We start from the raw sequence: 18,627 nt of genomic DNA on the forward strand, positions 1-18,627 counted from the left end.
GCACCGAACATCGAGGACGACGAGCCGACCGGACACGAGCGGCAGCCCGGTTCGGATCGAACGGAGACGCAGACTATGAGCAATTTCTCCCCGCGCGAGATCGTCTCCGAATTGGACCGCTTCATCGTCGGCCAACATGCCGCCAAGCGCGCCGTTTCCATCGCGCTCAGGAACCGCTGGCGTCGGCAGCAGCTCGAAGACGACATCCGCGACGAGGTGATGCCGAAGAACATCTTGATGATCGGTCCGACGGGTGTCGGCAAGACGGAGATCTCCCGCCGTCTCGCCAAGCTCGCCAACGCCCCCTTCATCAAGGTGGAGGCCACCAAATTCACCGAGGTCGGCTATGTCGGCCGCGACGTGGAATCTATCATTCGCGATCTGTTGGAGATCGGGATTGCGCAAGTGCGCGAACGTCGCCGCAAGGACGTGCGCGCAACTGCGCACTTGGCGGCCGAAGAGCGCGTGCTTGACGCCCTGGTCGGCAAAAATGCGAGCCCTGCCACGCGGGACTCCTTCCGCAAGCGGCTGCGCGCCGGCGAGCTCGACGACAAGGAGATCGAGATCGAGGTGACTCAGGCGCCTTCGATGCCGAGTTTCGACATTCCGGGCATGGGCGCGAATGTCGGCGTGATGAACCTTTCCGACGTGCTGGGCAAGGCGTTCGGCGGCGTCAAGAAGACCCGCAAGACCACCGTGAAGGCCTCCTACGAGTTGCTTATCAACGAGGAGTCCGACCGGCTGCTCGACGAAGAGAGCTTGACCCAGGAAGCGATCGCGGAGGTTCAGGGCAACGGCATCGTGTTCCTGGACGAGATCGACAAGGTGACGGCCCGTGGCGGCAAGGTCTCCGGCGACGTCTCTCGAGAGGGCGTGCAGCGCGATCTCCTGCCGTTGGTCGAAGGCACCACGGTTCAGACCAAGCACGGCGCGGTCAAGACGGACCATATCCTGTTCGTCGCCTCAGGCGCGTTCCATGTCTCCAGCCCGTCCGACCTGTTGCCGGAGCTGCAGGGCCGGCTGCCGATCCGCGTCGAGCTGAAACCGCTCACCCGCGAGGACTTCCGCGCCATCCTGACGGAGACCGAGGCAAGCCTGATCCGCCAGTCGGTGGCGCTGATGAAGACGGAAGACGTAACTCTCGTCTTTACCGAGGACGCCATCGACGCCATTGCGGAGGTCGCGGTCGAGATCAACGCGACGGTGGAGAATATCGGCGCCCGGCGGCTGCAGACGGTGATGGAGCGGGTGCTGGACGAGATCTCTTACACCGCCTCCGACCGCGCCGGCGACACCGTCACCATCGACGCAGCCTACGTGCACGACAATCTCGGCGAGCTCGCCAAGAACACCGACCTGAGCCGGTTTATCCTTTAGGACCTATTCGCTCACACCAACTCGCTCCGCTCGCGGCTCCGCGAGGGGGCGGTCTGCCCGGCCGGCGCGCGGTCGCGCGCTGGCTGCGCACGATCTCCAAAACATCGAAGCCTTCGATCACGCCTTCGGATCGCTCAAGAAGGCCTCGTCGACAGGGACTTGAAGGCCGTTGACCAGCCGGTTGGTCTCGTTGGCAGCACCGACCACGGCCATCAACTCCATAAGCTGCTGGTCGGTCATGCCCTTGGCGCGGGCGGCAGCGGTGTGCGAGTGGATGCAATATTGGCAACCGTTCGTCACCGAGACGGCGACGTAGATCATCTCCTTGACCAGCGGATCGATCGATCCCGGCCCCATCACCGCCTTGAGCTTGTCCCAGGTTCGCGCGAGCAAGGCCGGATCGTTGGCCAGCACGCGCCAGAAATTGTTGACGAAATCGGTCTGGCGCGTGTCCCGGATGTCGTCGAATACGGCGCGGGCGGCAGCGCCCGCCTCCTCGTCGCTCAAGACCGGCATGATTGACATGGCAGTGCCCTCCCTTTCGCCGCACATCCTGGCAGCGCTTTAGCGGAACACCGTAATCCCGCGGCCGGTAACCGTGGCGCCGTTAAACTTGCCGGGTTCGATCGCAAGCAGCGTCGCCACGTTGGCACCGTCGCCATTCTTCAAGACGATCTGCTTGCCCGACAGCTCCCAGGCGGAGATGGTCGACAGCTCCTCGCCCTGGCAGCCGCGCGTGGAGGCACGATAGCCGCCCGTCCACGTGGTGAGCGTCATGAAGAGCTGGCAGGTCTCCCCCGCCGAGGTGATGCCCCAGCCGCCGAGGAGATCGTTTTTCTGCAGCTCAAGCGCCGAGGTCTGATCCGGAAGCGACGCGACCTGGGTCTCCATTCCCGTATCGGTCGGCTCTTCCAACGGCTGCTCGACCGGCGCCGGCGCGGGCTCGATCGGCTGAAGCTGGCCGGACGCGACCGGCTGGCTCGGCGCTGCCGGCAGCGGCGAGGCGTATCTTCCGGACGTGCTCGAGCACCCGCCGACGGCGACGCCGACGGCTGCGAAGGCGAGGATCCAAGTCTTGCAGGCCATAATAATCGAGTTCCCGTTTCCGCTTGCCGTAACCGACCCGACAACGTGTGTGACCGGATAAGGTTTACCTATTCTTGACGCGACGTATCGCTTTCGCCCTGCGTCCTTAGCTTGCCGGCGCGGGTGGGCACCATAACCCAAATCAAGTCGCAACGCGGGATGGAAATTGGAGCCCTGCGGCCGACGCGCAGATCCGGTTTCGCTTCCATGGCTTCAAAGCCATGCAATCGGTGCACATCAGGCCTCCGCACCGCTCTCTCGCCATTGTTTTAGGGTGCATTGCACAATATATCCAACGGTGCGCGACGACTCGGTTCGCGTCCGCGGATTCCGGGAATTTTCCCGCCATTCTGCGAAAAATAGGTAGGAACATCTCCGAGGAGCGGCTGTTTGCCCACGGATGCTAGAGTAAATGATGCCGCACCGCACAAAATCCGACCCGGCCGTGTCCGGGATCAATCGCCGTCTCCGGCGCAGCGACGAGGACGCCTATCGCGCCCATCTATTGCGCCTTGACCCCGTAACCCGTCGCGGTCGGTTCGGCCTGGCGGTTTCCGATCACTTCATTGCCGGTTACGCCACGACAACGGCCACGAGCGATGCCGTGCTGGACGGCTATTTCGAAGACGGAGTCCTGCGCGGCGTGGCCGAACTGCACCCGCTCACGGGGCAAGACATCGCCACCGCAGAGGCCGCCTTCTCCGTCGAAGCCGACTGGCAGGGCCGTGGCATCGGCAGCACGCTGATGGAGCGGATCCTGTCGGCCGCCTGCGCCCGCAACATCGAGCGGGTGATCGTCACCTGCCAGGCGTCGAACCGGACCATGCGCCGGCTGGCGACCGCGTTCTCCGCCAAGCTCGAAATCCTGGGCGACGAGGTCGTCGGCCAGATGGCAACGCCCCGTCCGACGGCCTTCACCTACGCCCGCGAGGCGATCGAGGACAGCTACGGCGTCGCGAGCGTCATGTTCGATGCCGGTCGGGCTTTCACGGCGCGGTAGAGCGATTCCAGGCGAAGCGGAAACAATTATTTTTCTTTCCGCTCCAACCGGTTCGCTTCCCGCTCGGCTTCGTGAGGACACCGAACAAAGCCCGCGCAAAACCCATGCGGGCGTCGCCCGGATTACAGCATTGAGGGCAGGATGCGATCCGGCGGGCGATGGCCGTCCATAAAGGTCCGGATGTTGATGATGACCTTCTCGCCCATGTCGATGCGGCCCTCAATGGTCGCCGACCCCATATGCGGCAGCAGGATCACCTTGCCGGCCTTGGCCAGCGCCATCAGCTTCGGATTGATCGCCGGCTCGTGCTCGAACACGTCGAGCCCCGCCCCGGCCAGCTCGCCGGATTCCAGCATGCGCACGAGGGCGGTCTCGTCCAACACCTCGCCACGGGCCGTGTTGACGATATAGGCCTCCGGCCGCATCAGCTTCAGCCGACGCGCGGACAGCAGATGGAAGGTTGCCGGCGTGCGCGGGCAATGGATCGACACCACGTCCATGCGCGCGAGCATCTGATCGAGGCTGTCCCAATAGGTCGCCTCCATCTCCTCTTCCAAGCTCGCGGCGACACGACGGCGATTGTGATAGTGGATCGACATGCCGAAGGCCTTGGCCCGGCGCGCGACCGCCGTGCCGATCCGCCCCATGCCGACGATTCCGAGCCGTTTGCCGGAAATCCGCCGGCCGAGCATCCAGGTCGGCGACCAGCCGCCCCAATCGCCCGAATCGATCGCCCGAATGCCATCGGCGAGCCGGCGCGGCACCGCCAGCATCAAGCCCATGGTCATGTCGGCGGTATCTTCCGTCAGAACACCCGGCGTGTTGGTGACGGTGATGCCGCGATTGTTCGCCGTGGACACGTCGATATTGTCGACGCCGTTTCCGAAGTTGGCGATCAGCCGCAGGCTGTCCCCGGCCTGAGATAGAACCGCAGCGTCGATCTTATCTGTGATTGTGGGCACCAGCACGTCGGCCGTCTTCACGGCTTCCACCAGCTCGGCCTGGGTCATCGGCCGGTCGTCGATATTGAGCCGCGTGTCGAAAAGCTCCCGCATCCGCGTCTCGACGGCATCGGGAAGTTTTCGTGTAACCACCACTAGCGGCTTTTTCTTTGCCATCGTCAACGACTCGCCCGGGCTGTTGGTGCAATCTCGGATTTCGCCGGCAGCAACCGTCGCCTCCCCGACGCAGCCTCCGGCACACGGTCAAAACCTCTATCAGACGGAGGTCGAAACACAACTCGCACCACCGTTCTCACGTCGCCTTCGCGCAACGTTTAGCCTGGAACCAGGGCGGAGCCTGTATCAGGCGAAGACCTCGCATCGCCCGACGCATTCGTTCCTCCCTGTCGCGCCGGTTTTTGCGCGAAACCGGTTCCCGCTTTTGCCCTCAGCGCTCAAGCTCCCCAGTCCCGAGCCATCTCGCTCACGCAAGAAACTTGATCGCAGACACGAGGTCTCCTAGCAAGACGCGGGTACGTCCATGATCCTGGAAGTGTTTCGCGTGGTCCACAGGCTATCTTTCAGCCGCACCGTCATCGTCGCCCTTGTCGCCGCCGTGCTGGCCGTCGGGGGCGCTGTCGCAGCGCAGGCCCAGACCGCCAAAGGACCCAGCGGCCTGCCCCTGCCCCGATTCGTGAGCCTCAAATCCAACGAGGTGAACGTGCGGGTGGGACCCGGCACCGACTATGCGATCAAATGGACCTTCAAGCGCCAGGGATGGCCGGTCGAAGTCGTGCAGGAGTTCGACAACTGGCGCCGCATCCGCGATTCGGATGGCGCGGAAGGCTGGGTCTATCACAGCCTTCTGTCCAGCGATCGCACCGCGCTGGTCGCCCCCTGGCGCTCCGACCCGGTACCGCTTCGCGCCGGACCGGATGACGAGGCCCGTGTCGTCGCGCTTTTGGAACCGCTGGTGCTGGCCAGGGTGGAAAGCTGCGACAAGCGCTGGTGCGAAATTTCCGGCAAGGCCTGGAGCGGCTTCATCTCCCAGAAGACCCTGTTCGGAGTCTACCCCAACGAAAGCTTTGACTAGTCCCGTTCCGCTCGAACGGAAACATCCGAGCGACAAGGAATGGCTTCAGATTCAATAGGTTGAGCCAGGTCTTATCGTTCCGCTTTTCACGGGAATCGCAGAACGGCGCTATGTTGTTGCGTTTTCAGACGGCGAACGGTTTTCCCTTCGGCCGGAAACGCTGGAGCGCCTGGCGCGAGCACGCAAACCAAGACGGGCCGCCACCGTTGCCGGTGCGGCCCGCGATTCGTTCGATCAGACGTCGGTGTGTCGGTGTTGGCGCGATCAGCTACGCTGAATCGGCCGAATGCGCACCACCACGTCGACGCGCACGATCTCCATCCCTTCCGGCGCTTCCGGAACGTCGTCGATCGACAGCATGCCGCCGGGGATATCCACCACCGAGTTATCCTCTTCGTTGAAGAAGTGGTGATGATCGCTCGTGTTGGTGTCGAAATAGGTCTTGGTGCCGTCCACCGCGACTTCGCGCAGGAAGCCGGCCTGGGTGAACTGATGCAGCGTGTTGTAGACGGTCGCCAGCGAAACCGGCACGCGCGCGCCGATGGCTTCCTCGTGCAGCTGCTCGGCGGAGATGTGACGATTGCCGAACCGATAGAGCAGGTCGGCGAGAGCGATGCGCTGACGCGTCGGACGCAATCCGGCTTCCCGCAACATCGATTTGATGTCGCGTGCCTTCGCACCCGCGCTGGTGTGGTCGTGATGCGAGCGGGTCACGTGCATCCCAATCTCCCTTTCTGGCGTCATCGCGCCGTTCGTCCTCGTCTGCGCCAACCTCGCTGCTAGAACGCTCCGTCGAGCTGGCTGTCTTCCATATTGTTGCGACTGTAACCGTAAAAAAAGCAGATCACAATGGTCTTGATTATCATTCGCAAGAAGGCGGTTCAATGGCGGACCGCGCGCACGCGCCAACATGTCGCGAAGGCCGCGCAACGGCTGTGCCTCGCGGGTGGCTTTGCGACCTGAAAACCGTGTGTTAGGAAACGCGCCACTGCGCTGCTTGGCGAACGGGTCGCTTGCGGCCGCCTCGGCGCAGGATGCGGCGTTTCCGGGGGTGTCGTCGAGCCCTTTTTTGCTCAGCTCGGACACGCCGATCACTGCGTTGGGGCCAACTGTCCCGCCCGGCTGCCATGCGATGCACCGGGTAGGCGATAAGAGGATGAGGGAATAGAAACCGGTATGGGCACTGATCAGCGCCGCTCCAGCTACGAGTACGAAGATCTTCTGGCGTGTGGTCGCGGCGAACTGTTCGGGCCGGGCAATGCCCAGCTACCGCTGCCGCCAATGCTGATGTTCGACCGGATCTCTTCGATTTCGGAGGACGGTGGAGAACACGGCAAAGGCCAGATCAAGGCGGAGCTCGCCATCCGACCCGACCTCTGGTTCTTCGCCTGCCACTTCAAAGGCGATCCGGTGATGCCGGGCTGCCTGGGGCTCGACGCCCTGTGGCAGATGCTCGGCTTCTTCCTGGGCTGGCTCGGCTCGCCTGGGCGCGGTCGCGCCCTCTCGGTGGGCGAAGTGAAATTTTCCGGCCAAGTGCTGCCGTCGATCAAGCAGGTGGAATACGGCATCGACGTGAAGCGCGTGATGCGCTCCAAGTTGACGCTGGGGATCGGCGACGGGTGGCTAAAGGCCGATGGCGACACCATTTATCGTGCGCAGAACCTCAGGGTCGGCCTGTTCGTGGACGACGCCGCGGTCGAAATGGGATGACCATCGGCCATTGGTGCCGGCATCGCGCTATCGACATGGCGAGCAACTGGCTCGGTGCCTTGAGTCTGACGTGTCGCCATGGACGAGCCGAAGGTTCCCGATCATGATTGAATCCGAAGCAGGATCACGCTTCGCCCTTTTGGAGGGCGGCGGTAGCTTCGACGCACTTGAAAGACCACGGAGGCCCCAATGAGACGAGTGGTCGTCACCGGAATGGGGATCGTTTCGTCGATCGGCAATTCCACGCAGGAGGTGCTTGCCTCGCTGCGGGAAGCCAAGCCTGGCATCGTGCGTGCGGAACGCTATGCCGAGCTCGGCTTTCGTTGCCATGTGCACGGCGCACCGACCTTGAATGCCGAAGAGGTCGTCGACCGGCGTGCCATGCGCTTCCACGGCGGCGGCACCGCCTGGAACCATGTAGCGATGGATCAGGCGATTCGCGACGCCGGTCTGGAAGACAACGAGGTCTCCAACGAGCGCACCGGCATCATCATGGGGTCCGGCGGTCCGTCGACCCATGCGATCGTGCAGGCTGCCGATATCACACGTGAAAAAGGCCCGCGCCGCGTCGGACCGTTCGCGGTCCCCAAAGCGATGTCGTCCACCGCCTCGGCGACGCTTGCGACCTGGTTCAAAATCAAAGGCCTTAACCACTCCATTTCGGCGGCCTGTGCCACCACCAACATCTGCATCGGCTCCGCCTATGAGCAGATCCTGATGGGCAAGCAGGACCTGGTCTTCGCCGGCGGCTGCGAGGAACTCGACTGGACGCTGTCGGTGCTGTTCGACGCCATGGGCGCGATGTCGACCAAATATAATGAGGAGCCGTCGAAGGCCTCGCGCGCTTATGACGCCGAACGCGACGGCTTCGTCATCTCCGCCGGTGCCGGGGTGCTGGTGCTCGAAGAGATGGAACACGCCAAGGCGCGCGGCGCGCGCATCTATGGCGAAATCGTCGGCTATGCCCACACCTCCGACGGCTTCGACATGGTGCAGCCGTCCGGCGAAGGCGGCGCGCGCTGCATGAAGATGGCCGTCGAACAGGCGGGAATGCCGATCGACTACATCAACCCGCACGCGACCTCCACGCCGATCGGCGATCTGCGCGAGATCGAGGCCATCAAGACGGTGTTCGGCGACAAGATCCCGCCGATTTCGGCCACCAAATCGCTGACGGGCCACTCCCAGGGTGCCGCCGGCGTGCACGAGGCCATCTACTCTCTTTTGATGATGAACAACGGCTTCATCTGCGAATCGGCCAACATCGAGACGCTCGATCCGGCCTTCGCCGACGTGCCGATCGTGCGTGAACGCCAGGACGACGTTGCGCTCGAATGCGTGATGTCGAATGCGTTCGGCTTCGGCGGAACCAACGCGTCGATCGTCATGAAACGGTACGACGGATGACGGGCGCCGCGGCGCGGAGTTCGCACAAGGATACGTCGGAACGTGCGGTCGAATCCAGGAGGTTGATCGAATGGCGGGTGTGATGGCGGGTAAGCGGGGCCTGGTTATGGGCGTCGCCAACAACCATTCGATCGCTTGGGGAATCGCCAAGCGGCTCGCCGACGAAGGTGCCGAAATCGGCTTTACCTATCAGGGCGACCAGTTCGGCCGCCGGGTGCAGCCGCTTGCGACTTCGGTCAACGCGCCGTTCGTGGTGCCGTGCGACGTGGAAGACGTCGCCTCGGTGGACGCAGTGTTCGACAAGGCGCGCGAGACCTGGGGCTCAATCGACTTTCTGGTGCACGCGATCGCTCATTCCGATCGCAACGAGTTGCGCGGCCGCTACGCCGACACCAGCCGCGACAATTTCGTGCGCACCATGCTGATCTCGTGCTTTTCCTTCACCGAAGCGGCGAAGCGCGCGGCGGACCTGATGCCGAACGGCGGCTCGATCGTGACCCTCACCTTCGGCGGAGCGACCCGTGTCACGCCCAACTACAATGTCATGGGTGTGGCCAAGGCGGCGCTGGAATCGTCCGTGCGCTATCTCGCCGTCGACTTCGGCAGCCAGAATATCCGGGTCAACGCGATTTCGGCGGGGCCAGTCCGCACGCTCGCCGGCGCCGGCGTTTCCGATGCCCGTTTCACCTTCAACTACCAGCGCAAGCATGCGCCCCTGCGCCGAACCGTCACCATCGAGGAAATCGGCGGCACCGGTCTTTATCTGTTGTCCGACCTGTCGTCGGGCGTGACCGGCGAGATCCACTTCGTGGATTCCGGCTACAATATCATCTCCATGCCGAAGCTCGACGAGCTCAAGGCGGAAGAGCGGCGCGAGCAGGTCGAAGAGGAATTGGAGGCGGCGGGGCGGCCGATCCACCCGACGCGTTCGGCAAGCGGATGAGCACGGTCCCCGGTCTCGCCCCGCTTGCGGTCAAAATCTGCGGGCTGACCGACATCGCGTCCGTGGACGCTGCGCTGGACGCCGGGGCCGACCTGATCGGCCTCGTTTTCTTTCCGCCCAGCCCGCGCAACGTGTCTATCGAGCTCGGAGCCGCTCTGGCCGAGCGCGCCAGGGGACGTGCCGAGATCGTCGCCCTGACCGTGGATGCGGCTCCGGATCTCCTGGACGAGATCGTCACGCGCGTACGGCCGACATTGCTGCAGTTCCATGGCAAGGAAACACCGGAGACGATCGCGGCGACGCGCGCGCGGACCGGATGTCCGGTGATGAAGGCGATCGGGATTTCCGGCGCCGAAGACTTGGCTGCAATCGAGATCTACCGCGAAGCCGCCGACCGGCTCCTGCTCGATGCCAAGGCCCCCAAGGGCGCCACCCGGCCCGGCGGCAACGGCGCCGCGTTCGACTGGACGTTGCTCGGCGCGCTTGACCGCAGCTTCCCCTTCATGCTTTCGGGAGGCCTGACGCCGGAGACGGTGGCGGATGCCGTCGCCACGGTGCGCCCGGCGGCGGTGGATGTGTCGTCCGGCGTGGAGACGGCGCCCGGCCGAAAAGACCCGGCCCGGATCGCAGCCTTCGTTGCGGCCGCGCGCCAAGGCGTCGCCCGGCATCCGGAATCCGTTTAGAGGCGGCCGTCCGTCTTCTCTGCAACCAGCGAGCTCGATCGATCGTGACCCACCAGCGCAACACTTTCCGCACCGGCCCGGACCTTTCCGGGCATTTCGGGACCTTTGGCGGTCGGTTCGTGGCCGAGACGCTGATGCCGCTGATCCTGGAGCTGGAAGAGGCCTACCGTGCCGCCCAGGCCGATCCGGCGTTCCAGGCCGAGCTCGACGATCTGAACACTCACTATACCGGCCGCCCCTCGCCGCTCTATTTCGCCGAGCGACTGACGGAGGAACTCGGCGGCGCGAAGATCTATTTCAAGCGCGACGAGCTGAACCACACCGGCTCCCACAAGATCAACAACTGCCTCGGTCAGATCCTGCTGGCGCGCCGCATGGGCAAAACCCGCATCATCGCGGAAACCGGCGCTGGTCAGCACGGCGTTGCGACCGCGACCGTCTGCGCTCGTTTCGGCCTGCCCTGCGTCATCTATATGGGCGCCACCGATGTGGAACGGCAAAAGCCCAACGTCTTCCGCATGAAGTTGCTCGGCGCGGAGGTGATCCCGGTCACTTCGGGCGCCGGTACGCTCAAGGACGCCATGAACGAGGCGCTGCGCGACTGGGTCGCCAACGTCGACGACACCTACTATCTGATCGGCACAGCGGCAGGGCCGCATCCCTATCCGGAGCTGGTCCGCGACTTCCAGTCGGTAATCGGAACGGAAGCGCGCGCCCAGATCCTGGAGGCGGAAGGCCGGTTGCCCGATCACATCGTCGCCGCCGTGGGTGGCGGCTCGAATGCGATCGGCCTGTTCCATCCGTTCCTGGACGATGCCGACGTCGCCATCACCGGCGTGGAAGCCGGCGGCGAGGGGCTCGAGGGCGAGCGCCATTGCGCCTCCATCACGGCGGGTCGGCCGGGTGTGCTGCACGGCAACCGAACCTATCTGCTGCAGGACGATGACGGCCAGATTTTGGAGGGGCACTCCATCTCCGCCGGACTCGACTATCCGGGCATCGGGCCGGAACACGCCTGGCTGAAGGAGATCGGTCGGGTGTCCTACGTGCCCGCCGTCGACACCGAGGCGTTGGCGGCGTTCCAGCTTCTGGCACGCACGGAAGGCATCCTGCCCGCGCTGGAGCCCGCGCACGCGCTCGCCTATGTCGCCAAGATTGCGCCGGAGATGGGCAAGGACCAGATCATCGTGATGAATCTCTGCGGTCGCGGCGACAAGGACGTCCACACGATCGCCAAGACCATGGGATGGGACCTGTGACCGTCGCCCGCCTCGACGCCCGTTTCGCCGCGCTCAAATCGCAAGGCCGCGCCGGCCTCGTCACTTTCGTCACCGCTGGCGATCCCGATCCGGCCACGTCCCAGGCGATCCTGGACGGCCTGCCGGCCGCCGGCGCCGACGTGATCGAGCTCGGCATGCCCTTCACCGATCCCATGGCCGACGGCCCGGCGATCCAGGCCGCTTCGCTGCGCGCGCTGAAGGCCGGCCAGACCATGGTGAAGACGCTCGCCATGGTCCGCGCCTTCCGCGCCAAGGATGCCGACACCCCGATCGTGCTGATGGGCTACTACAACCCGATCTTTTCCTATGGTCGCGAACGTTTCCTGGCCGACGCGGTCGAGGCGGGCGTCGACGGGCTGATCGTGGTGGACCTGCCGCCGGAAGAGGACGACGAGCTCTGCCTGCCGGCGCTCGAGGCCGGGCTCGCCTTCATCCGGCTCGCCACGCCGACCACCGACGACAAGCGGCTGCCTAAGGTGCTCGCGAACACGTCGGGCTTCGTCTACTACGTCTCCATCACCGGCGTGACCGGTACCGCGACGCCCGACCCCAAGCGCGTTGCAGCGGCCGTCGGCCGGATCAAGGCGCACACCGAGCTGCCGGTCGCCGTCGGATTCGGCGTCAAGACCGCAGAGCAGGCCCGCGAACTCGCCACCGCCTCCGATGCCGTCGTGGTCGGTTCCGCGCTGGTCGGCGCTGTCGCAAATTCGCTCGATAGCGCCGGTAAGGCCACAGACACGACCGCCGACGACGTGCACACGCTCGTGCGAAGCCTCGCCGAAGGCATCCATTCCGCCCCCGCCGGCGCCGCCGCCTGAGCGCGCTGAACGCGACCGACCGAAGGGTTTTCCCGTGAACTGGATCAACACCGTCTTTCGACCGAAGATCCGCTCCTTCCTCAACAAGCGGGAGGTTCCGGAGCATCTCTGGATCAAGTGTCCGGAGACCGGCGAGATGGTCTTCCACCGCGATCTGGAGGCGAATCAGTATGTGGTTCCCTCCTCCAACGTGCACATGCGCATTCCGGTGGTCCGCCGGCTGGAAACCCTCTTCGACGAGGGCCGCTACGAAACCATCGCAACGCCGCCGGCAGCCGCCGATCCGCTGCGCTTCCGCGACGAGCGGCGCTATTCCGACCGGCTACGCGATGCCCGCACCAAGACCGGTCGTGACGACGCCGTGCTGGTATCGCGTGGACATATCGAGGCCCTGGAGACGATCGTCGCCGTGCAGGACTTCGCCTTCATGGGCGGCTCCCTGGGCATGGCGGCCGGCGAAGCGCTGATCACCGGGCTCGACAAAGCGCGCGAAAGCGGCCTGCCGTTCGTGCTGTTTGCCGCCTCCGGCGGCGCGCGCATGCAGGAGGGTATCCTGTCGCTCATGCAGATGCCGCGCACCACGGCCGCGGTCATGGCGCTGAAGGAAGCCGGACTTCCCTATATCGTCGTGCTCACCAACCCGACCACCGGCGGCGTGACCGCGTCCTATGCGATGCTCGGCGACGTCCATATCGCCGAGCCCGGAGCGCTGATCGGGTTCGCGGGTCCGCGCGTGATCGAGCAGACCATCCGCGAAAAGCTTCCCGAAGGCTTCCAGCGGGCGGAATATCTGCTGGAGCACGGCATGGTCGACATGGTCGTCCATCGCCACGAGATCAGAGCGACGCTGGCGCGCCTCCTGCGGCTCCTGATGCGCCAGCCGGACCCGGCGAGCCTGCCGGTTCCCCTCGAGCCCGATGCGGAGAGCGAGACCGAGGCCACCGAGCTGGCGGCCACGAACACGTCTGTCGCCACGCACCCCACCGAACAAGACCAGCCCCAGACCGCATAACGCGGTAGTCCCCCCATGGATCACACCAACGCTATTCTGGAGCGCCTGCTGACGCTCCACCCCAAGGTCATCGACCTGTCGCTGGAGCGCATGGAGCGCTTGCTTGCCGCGCTCGACCACCCCGAGCGACGGCTGCCGCCGACCATCCACATTGCCGGCACCAATGGCAAAGGCTCGACCACGGCGTTCCTGCGCGCTGCCCTGGAAGCCACAGGCAAGGGCGTTCACGTCTACACCTCGCCGCACCTGGTCAATTTCAATGAGCGCATTCGGCTTGCAGGCCCTGACGGCGGGCAGCTTGTCGATGACGAGACGCTGACCGATGCGCTAGAGCGCACCGAGCGCGCCAATGCCGGCGAACCCATCACCTTCTTCGAGGTGACCACGGCGGCCGCGATGCTGTTGTTTTCCGAGCGCCCCGCCGATGTTCTGGTTCTGGAGACCGGCCTTGGCGGGCGCCTCGACGCCACCAACGTCGTCGATGCCCCGCTCGTCAGCGTGCTGACGCCAATCGGCCTGGACCATCAACGCTTCCTCGGCGACACCATCGAGGCGATCGCCGGCGAAAAGGCCGGCATCATCAAGCCGAGCCGGCCTGTGGTGTCCTCGCCGCAGATCGATCCGGTCACTGCCGTGCTGGAGCGCGCGACGGCGCGCGCCCGCGCACCCCTCTATCTCGGCGGCCAGGACTGGTCGGTGATCGAAGAGCACGGCCGCCTCGTCTATCAAGACGAGACGGCGCTGTTCGATCTGCCGGCCCCGCGGCTTCCCGGTCGCCACCAGTTCGTGAACGCGGGCACGGCCATTGCGGCCTTGCGCGCTGCCGGGCTTTGGGAAGGGCTGCACCAGGCCGAGCGGGCCCTTGAGACCGCCGACTGGCCCGCCCGTCTCCAGCGCCTCACGCGTGGCCGTATCGTCGATGCCGCGATGCCGGGCGCGGAGATCTGGCTCGACGGGGGCCACAATCCGGATGCCGGCGAGGCACTCGCCGCCCATATGGCCGACCTGGAAGATCGGGTCTCCCGGCCGCTGTTCCTGATCACAGGGATGCTCTCCACCAAGGATGCCGTCGGCTTCCTGCAGCCGTTCGCCGGCCTGGTTCGCCACGCCTTCACGGTGCCGGTTTTCGGCTCGGAAGTGGGGGTCGAGCCCGGTCCGCTCGCCGACATGGCGGAAGCGGCCGGAATTTCCGCGGAACCGGTCTCCAGCGTGAAGACCGCACTGCGGCTGCTGTCGGAAAGCTGGCGGTTCGAGCCGCCGCCGCGCATCCTGATTTGCGGATCGCTCTATCTGGCCGGTGACGTCCTCTCCCAGAACGGTACGCCGCCAACCTGACAGCTCTGCCGCCGATCTTGTATGGTCTGTTGGCCGGTTGCCTCCGGCCCCGGCCCCATTGTCTTGAAAGGGCACGTTCATGAGCCTCGACGCCGATGTGCTGGTCGACCGCAGGCGGCTTCGCCGCTCCGTCACGGTCTGGCGCGTTCTGGCCGTGATCGCGATCGCTGCCGCCGTCGCCGCCCTGTTCGTCGCCTCCGGTGCGGGAGACGGGTTCGTCGGCAAGAGCACGCCGCACATCGCGCGCCTGCCGATCGAGGGCGTGATCACCGACGACCGGGATACCGTCGACCGGATCGAGGAACTTGCCGACAACGACGCCGTCAAGGCTGTCATCCTCTACATCAACTCGCCCGGCGGCAGCACCACCGGCGGCGAGGTCACCTACAACGCGTTGCGGCGTCTGGCCGAAAAGAAGCCCGTGGTGGCCCAGATCGGCACACTCGGGGCCTCTGCGGGCTACATGATTGCGCTGGCTTCCGATCACATCGTGGCCCACTACACCTCCCTCACCGGCTCGATCGGCGTGCTGATGCAGTACGGGCAGGTTCACAAGATGCTCGACAAGCTCGGGATCGAGGTCGACACCGTTCAAAGCGGCCCGCTCAAGGCCGAACCTTCGCCTTTCTCCACCCCGCCCCAGGCCGCCGTGCAGATGCTGCAGGGTGTGGTCGGCGATAGCTACGACTGGTTCACCGGGCTCGTTTCGGAGCGACGCAATCTCGATATGGCGACCGTACGCGGATTGGCCGACGGCCGGATTTTCACCGGCCACCAGGCCCTTCAGGCCAAGCTTGTGGACGAAATCGGCGGCGAAATGGCAGCCGTCGATTGGCTCGGCAAGTCCCACGGCATCGACGTGAAGCTGCCGGTGCGGACCTGGTCGACGGACAACGAGTTGGAGGATCTGCCGTTCGCCTCGCGCATCGGCCACGGCCTGGTCCAGGGCGCGCTTTCCGCGCTCGGATTGAAAGATGCGATCCCGCTCGATCTTGCGGGTCCCACTCAGCTTGACGGTCTGGTATCCCTTTGGCACGGTTCGAACTTGCCCGACGGAGCTGGGCAATGATCCAGGGGCGCGCCATATGATCAAATCCGAACTCGTTCAGCGGATCGCTGAGCAAAATCCGCATCTCTATCAGCGAGACGTCGAAAACATCGTCAATGCGATCCTCGACGAGATTTCCGACGCGATGACGCGCGGCGACCGGGTCGAGCTGCGCGGCTTCGGGGCGTTTTCGGTCAAGAGTCGCCCGCCGCGCGTCGGGCGAAATCCGCGCACAGGCGATCAGGTCGAAGTCGAGGCCAAGCACGTGCCGTTCTTCAAAACCGGCAAGGAGATGCGGGAACGTCTCAACGACGGCTCCGCAGACGAATAAAGCGATCGAAGGGAGCGCGGGGCCAGCGGCTTGAGACGTTCTCGATTTTGATTGCACCGGTAGAAGGTCTAAGATTCTACTGCGGTACAAATTCGGACGGGAGACTGACCCTTCGTGAAACGCTTTCTCGAAACGCTTATCCTCGTCCCCATCGCCGTCGTGCTCGCGGTTCTCGCCGTCGCGAACCGCACGCCGGTAAGCCTCTCCCTCGACCCATTTCGCCCGGAAGAAACGGCCCTCACCGTCACGGTGCCGCTCTATTGGGTGATTTTCGCCGCTCTCGCATTGGGAGTGATCCTGGGCGGGTTCGCGGTGTGGTTCCGCCAGGGCCGCTACCGCAAGGCGGCACGCCGCAATCGCCGCGAAGCCGCTCATCTGCGCGAAGAAGTCGAGACCTTCAAGACGACCCAGGAGCCGGCCACCGGACCCGCCTTGCCGGCCCCCGGCCGCGCACCGCTCGGACTGCCCAATCGGGCCTGAGCCCGGTCAACCGCACACTCTCCATGAAACAGAAAAACGGCGAAGCGGGCTCCGCTTCGCCGTTTTCCTTTTTTTTGTCCCGGGACATGGATGGCGGTTTTGATCCGCCGGCCGGACTCACATGTGGATCGCTCGGCCATCCACGGCGAGAGCGGCTTCCTTGACCGCTTCCGGCAGCGTCGGATGGGCGTGGCAGGTGCGCGCGATGTCCTCGGCGGAGGCACCGAACTCCATGCCGAGAGCGGCCTCCGCGATCATGTTGCCCACGTCCGGGCCGATCATATGCACGCCGAGCACACGGTCGGTCTTGGCATCGGCCAGGATCTTCACAAAGCCATCGGTAGTGCGGTTCACCTTGGCGCGGCCGTTCGCCAGGAACGGGAACTTGCCGACCTTGTAGGCGACACCGGCCTCCTTCAGCTCCTCCTCGGTCTTCCCGACCGAAGCGATCTCCGGATAGGTGTAGACCACGCTCGGGATCACGTCATAGTTCACGTGCCCTGCCTGGCCGGCGAGGCTCTCCGCGATCGCCACACCTTCTTCCTCCGCCTTGTGAGCGAGCATCGGGCCGGAGATGACGTCGCCGATCGCATAGATGCCGTCGACATTGGTCTTGAAGTGGCCATCGGTCTTCACGCGGCCCTTCTCGTCGCGCTCGACCCCGATCTCGTCGAGACCGAGCCCTTCGGTGTTGGGCCGGCGCCCGACGCAGACCAGCACCACGTCGGCCTCGAGCGTCTCCGCGTCACCGCCCTTGGCCGGCTCGACGGTCACCTTCAGCCCCTCGCCGGCCGGCTCCACGCCGGTGACCTTCGAGGACATCTTGAAGGTCATGCCCTGCTTCTGCAGGATCCGCTGGAACTGCTTGGAGATCTCCTGGTCCTCGGTCGGCACGATCCGGTCGAGGAATTCGACCACCGTGACCTCGGCGCCAAGCCGGCGCCACACCGAGCCGAGCTCCAGACCGATCACGCCGCCGCCGATCAGGACCAGGCGCTTGGGCACCTCCGGAAGCGACAGCGCGCCGGTGGACGACACCACCTTCTTCTCGTCGATCTCGATGCCCGGCAGGCTCGTCACTTCCGAGCCGGTCGCGATCACGATCGCCTTGGTCTCCAGGGTCTGCGGCTCACCCTTGTCCGGCGTCACCTTGACCTTGCCGGCCGCTTCGATGGTGCCAAGGCCATGATAGGCGTCGATCTTGTTCTTCTTCAGAAGGAATTCGACACCCTTCACGTTACCCTCGACGCCCTCATCCTTGAAGGCGAGCAGAGCCGGGAGATCGAGTTCCGGTTGAACCTTAATGCCCATTCCGGCGAAGCCGTGCCCGGCCTCCTCGTAAAGCTCGGAAGCATGCAGAAGCGCCTTGGAGGGAATGCAGCCGACATTCAGGCACGTCCCGCCATGCGTCGCGCGCTTCTCGACCACGGCGACCTTCATGCCGAGCTGGGCCGCGCGAATGGCGCAGACATAGCCGCCGGGGCCGGTTCCGATCACGATCAGGTCGTATTGCGGCATCGTTTGAAAACCTCGATCACTTAGGAGGATGATTTGGTGTCGAGACGAAGACGGGTTCGATCGATGTAGGAGGGCAGGATGGTCGACCGATCCAATGTCGCCTTGCTCAGTTGCTCGACCGTGAGGTTTGTCGCCTCGGAAAGATCGGCCCCTGACAAATCCGCCCCATCCAATTTTGCGCCTTCGAAATCAGATCCGGAGAAATTGGCGCCTTTCGCATCGACATTCTCGAGATTGGCCCCTTTCAAGGACGTCCCGCTTAGATTGACTTTGCGAAGATAGGCGCCGTGAACATCAAGAGTGGGTGGCGGCGGCACTTCCGCGATTGGCGGCATGACCTTTCTCCCAGTCTCTCCCGGAGGACATCCGCAATCGTTCGGATATCAATCGGAGGTTCGCTATCCCCATACTCGCTGCGACTTTCTCGCAGATACGCTTGCAGGAGCTCGAACACGGGATTTGCGAGGTCGGGAAAATCCCGAGCAATCTTGCGCAAGATATAGATCGCTCCAAGCCAGACCTCAATATTGGGATCTCGAAGTTGGCCGACGGCCCTATTGAATAG

General features: G+C 64.6%; 20 protein-coding genes. 14 read left to right on the forward strand and 6 right to left on the reverse strand.

From position 1 onward, the window contains the following. Window positions 1–75: 75 nt before the first annotated feature. Window positions 76–1,377 (forward strand): ATP-dependent protease ATPase subunit HslU, encoded by a 1,302-nt coding sequence (hslU, locus tag HNS03_RS17680; protein ID WP_367197206.1) that lies wholly within the window; start codon window positions 76–78, stop codon window positions 1,375–1,377. A 117-nt stretch (window positions 1,378–1,494) separates the two neighbouring features. On the opposite strand, the gene HNS03_RS17685 is transcribed toward hslU, so the two are convergent. Beyond that, window positions 1,495–1,902: a carboxymuconolactone decarboxylase family protein gene (locus HNS03_RS17685; RefSeq protein ID WP_367197208.1), complete on the reverse strand. Its 408-nt coding sequence runs from the start codon at window positions 1,900–1,902 to the stop codon at window positions 1,495–1,497. A 39-nt stretch (window positions 1,903–1,941) separates the two neighbouring features. Continuing rightward, the gene (locus HNS03_RS17690) at window positions 1,942–2,463 is read right to left on the reverse strand and encodes an AprI/Inh family metalloprotease inhibitor (protein ID WP_367197210.1); all 522 of its coding nucleotides are present in this window, start codon (window positions 2,461–2,463) and stop codon (window positions 1,942–1,944) included. Between the two features lie 415 nt (window positions 2,464–2,878). Here HNS03_RS17690 and HNS03_RS17695 point away from each other — a divergent pair, with 415 nt between their 5' ends. Next, the gene (locus HNS03_RS17695; protein WP_367197212.1) at window positions 2,879–3,463 is read left to right on the forward strand and encodes an N-acetyltransferase family protein; all 585 of its coding nucleotides are present in this window, start codon (window positions 2,879–2,881) and stop codon (window positions 3,461–3,463) included. A gap of 122 nt (window positions 3,464–3,585) precedes the next feature. On the opposite strand, the gene HNS03_RS17700 is transcribed toward HNS03_RS17695, so the two are convergent. Beyond that, window positions 3,586–4,581, reverse strand: a complete 996-nt coding sequence (locus HNS03_RS17700; RefSeq protein WP_367197214.1) for a 2-hydroxyacid dehydrogenase — start codon at window positions 4,579–4,581, stop codon at window positions 3,586–3,588. Between the two features lie 364 nt (window positions 4,582–4,945). Between HNS03_RS17700 and HNS03_RS17705 the strand changes: the two genes are divergently transcribed. Beyond that, window positions 4,946–5,497: an SH3 domain-containing protein gene (locus HNS03_RS17705; RefSeq protein ID WP_367197216.1), complete on the forward strand. Its 552-nt coding sequence runs from the start codon at window positions 4,946–4,948 to the stop codon at window positions 5,495–5,497. A gap of 264 nt (window positions 5,498–5,761) precedes the next feature. Here the strand turns inward: HNS03_RS17705 and irrA are convergent, their stop codons facing one another. Further along, window positions 5,762–6,217 carry an iron response transcriptional regulator IrrA gene (gene irrA, locus HNS03_RS17710; RefSeq protein ID WP_367197296.1) on the reverse strand — a complete coding sequence of 152 codons (456 nt, stop codon included), beginning with the start codon at window positions 6,215–6,217 and terminating at the stop codon, window positions 5,762–5,764. Window positions 6,218–6,673: 456 nt separating this feature from the next. On the opposite strand from irrA, the gene fabA reads away from it, so the two are divergent. The 11 genes from fabA to HNS03_RS17765 all read left to right on the forward strand — a co-directional run bounded on the left by fabA (window position 6,674) and on the right by HNS03_RS17765 (window position 16,544). Continuing rightward, window positions 6,674–7,207 (forward strand): 3-hydroxyacyl-[acyl-carrier-protein] dehydratase FabA, encoded by a 534-nt coding sequence (gene fabA / locus HNS03_RS17715; RefSeq protein WP_367197218.1) that lies wholly within the window; start codon window positions 6,674–6,676, stop codon window positions 7,205–7,207. Window positions 7,208–7,396: 189 nt separating this feature from the next. Beyond that, window positions 7,397–8,614 (forward strand): beta-ketoacyl-ACP synthase I, encoded by a 1,218-nt coding sequence (fabB, locus tag HNS03_RS17720; RefSeq protein ID WP_367197220.1) that lies wholly within the window; start codon window positions 7,397–7,399, stop codon window positions 8,612–8,614. Between the two features lie 70 nt (window positions 8,615–8,684). After that, a complete protein-coding gene (gene fabI, locus HNS03_RS17725; RefSeq protein ID WP_367197222.1) occupies window positions 8,685–9,557 on the forward strand; it encodes an enoyl-ACP reductase FabI in 873 nt (290 codons plus the stop codon). Next, entirely contained in the window at window positions 9,554–10,240 is a 687-nt protein-coding gene (locus tag HNS03_RS17730; RefSeq protein ID WP_367197224.1) for a phosphoribosylanthranilate isomerase, read from the forward strand. The genes fabI and HNS03_RS17730 overlap by 4 nt, the downstream gene beginning before the upstream one ends. A 44-nt stretch (window positions 10,241–10,284) precedes the next feature. Then, complete coding sequence (gene trpB, locus HNS03_RS17735; RefSeq protein ID WP_367197225.1) at window positions 10,285–11,499, forward strand: tryptophan synthase subunit beta; 1,215 nt, start codon at window positions 10,285–10,287, stop codon at window positions 11,497–11,499. After that, on the forward strand, window positions 11,487–12,338 hold the full coding sequence (trpA, locus tag HNS03_RS17740) for a tryptophan synthase subunit alpha (protein WP_367197226.1): 852 nt from the start codon (window positions 11,487–11,489) through the stop codon (window positions 12,336–12,338). The genes trpB and trpA overlap by 13 nt, the downstream gene beginning before the upstream one ends. Further along, on the forward strand, window positions 12,310–13,350 hold the full coding sequence (gene accD / locus HNS03_RS17745; protein ID WP_367197297.1) for an acetyl-CoA carboxylase, carboxyltransferase subunit beta: 1,041 nt from the start codon (window positions 12,310–12,312) through the stop codon (window positions 13,348–13,350). The genes trpA and accD overlap by 29 nt, the downstream gene beginning before the upstream one ends. A 15-nt stretch (window positions 13,351–13,365) precedes the next feature. Further along, window positions 13,366–14,685 carry a folylpolyglutamate synthase/dihydrofolate synthase family protein gene (locus HNS03_RS17750; RefSeq protein WP_367197228.1) on the forward strand — a complete coding sequence of 440 codons (1,320 nt, stop codon included), beginning with the start codon at window positions 13,366–13,368 and terminating at the stop codon, window positions 14,683–14,685. 79 nt (window positions 14,686–14,764) lie between these two features. After that, the gene (gene sppA / locus HNS03_RS17755) at window positions 14,765–15,754 is read left to right on the forward strand and encodes a signal peptide peptidase SppA (RefSeq protein ID WP_367197229.1); all 990 of its coding nucleotides are present in this window, start codon (window positions 14,765–14,767) and stop codon (window positions 15,752–15,754) included. Between the two features lie 16 nt (window positions 15,755–15,770). Continuing rightward, the gene (gene ihfB / locus HNS03_RS17760) at window positions 15,771–16,064 is read left to right on the forward strand and encodes an integration host factor subunit beta (RefSeq protein WP_367197231.1); all 294 of its coding nucleotides are present in this window, start codon (window positions 15,771–15,773) and stop codon (window positions 16,062–16,064) included. Window positions 16,065–16,178: 114 nt separating this feature from the next. Then, entirely contained in the window at window positions 16,179–16,544 is a 366-nt protein-coding gene (locus tag HNS03_RS17765; RefSeq protein WP_367197232.1) for a LapA family protein, read from the forward strand. A gap of 117 nt (window positions 16,545–16,661) precedes the next feature. Here the strand turns inward: HNS03_RS17765 and lpdA are convergent, their stop codons facing one another. Together lpdA and HNS03_RS17775 are read right to left on the reverse strand one after the other, a co-directional pair. Beyond that, window positions 16,662–18,062, reverse strand: a complete 1,401-nt coding sequence (gene lpdA / locus HNS03_RS17770; RefSeq protein WP_367197234.1) for a dihydrolipoyl dehydrogenase — start codon at window positions 18,060–18,062, stop codon at window positions 16,662–16,664. Window positions 18,063–18,082: 20 nt separating this feature from the next. Then, on the reverse strand, window positions 18,083–18,397 hold the full coding sequence (locus tag HNS03_RS17775; protein WP_367197235.1) for a pentapeptide repeat-containing protein: 315 nt from the start codon (window positions 18,395–18,397) through the stop codon (window positions 18,083–18,085). Between the last annotated feature and the right edge of the window lie 230 nt (window positions 18,398–18,627).

Origin of the sequence: Amorphus sp. 3PC139-8 (assembly GCF_040750475.1) — a bacterium.
Classification (GTDB): Bacteria; Pseudomonadota; Alphaproteobacteria; order Rhizobiales; family Amorphaceae; genus Amorphus.